This window comes from Halomonas sp. SIMBA_159 (assembly GCF_046536035.1).
GTDB classification, from domain to species: domain Bacteria; phylum Pseudomonadota; class Gammaproteobacteria; order Pseudomonadales; family Halomonadaceae; genus Vreelandella; species Vreelandella venusta_A.
The window spans coordinates 1-269 of sequence record NZ_JAWJBT010000655.1; the positions used below are offsets into that span (position 1 = coordinate 1).

The following is a 269-nucleotide window of genomic DNA, read 5'->3' on the forward strand; positions in this document are numbered from 1 at the left end:
CGTTACGATGTCGTCATTTTTGATGCGCCACCGGTCTTGTCTGTAACGGATGGCCAAGTGCTTGCGAATAAATGTGACGGTGCGATTCTTGTTGTTAACTCTGGAACGACCGAAAAGGAAATGGCGGCTAAAGCAAAAGAAGCTATTGAAGCTTCCAACAGTAAGCTGATCGGTGCGGTGCTTAATAACTTCGTGCTCGCTAAAGACAGCTATTACTATCAATATTACGGAAACGCTGAGTAAAAGAGGGTTTTCCTCTTTTGCTCTTT

The 269-nt window shown here is 44.2% G+C and carries 1 pseudogene; it reads left to right on the forward strand.

Features of this window, described 5'->3' with window-relative positions:
• A pseudogene (locus tag R0J87_RS20830) lies at positions 1-243 on the forward strand (CpsD/CapB family tyrosine-protein kinase); the annotation flags it as partial.
• Between the last annotated feature and the right edge of the window lie 26 nt (positions 244-269).